This window comes from Levilactobacillus tujiorum (assembly GCF_012641185.1).
GTDB classification, from domain to species: Bacteria; Bacillota; Bacilli; order Lactobacillales; family Lactobacillaceae; genus Levilactobacillus; species Levilactobacillus tujiorum.
Genome location: NZ_JAAXLK010000057.1, coordinates 1 through 334, shown reverse-complemented (window position 1 = coordinate 334; position 334 = coordinate 1). Strand labels below are relative to the sequence as shown.

General features: G+C 46.1%; 1 rRNA gene. It reads right to left on the bottom strand.

Annotation, left to right across the window (positions count from 1 at the left end):
• Positions 1-291, bottom strand: a 16S ribosomal RNA gene (locus HF569_RS12185); the annotation flags it as partial.
• Between the last annotated feature and the right edge of the window lie 43 nt (positions 292-334).

The window sequence follows — 334 nt, the reverse complement described above, 5'->3', positions numbered from 1 at the left end:
GCCTTTACCTCACCAACTAACTAATACGCCGCGGGTCCATCCAGAAGTGATAGCCGAAACCACCTTTCAAACAAAAACCATGCGGTTTTTGTTGTTATACGGTATTAGCACCTGTTTCCAAGTGTTATCCCCTGCTTCTGGGCAAGTTACCCACGTGTTACTCACCAGTTCGCCACTCGCTTCATTGTTGAAATCAGTGCAAGCACGTCATTCAACGGAAGCTCGTTCGACTTGCATGTATTAGGCATGCCGCCAGCGTTCGTCCTGAGCCAGGATCAAACTCTCATCTTATAGATGATGTGCTTGAATAGCTCATCGATTGTTGTTACTTTTT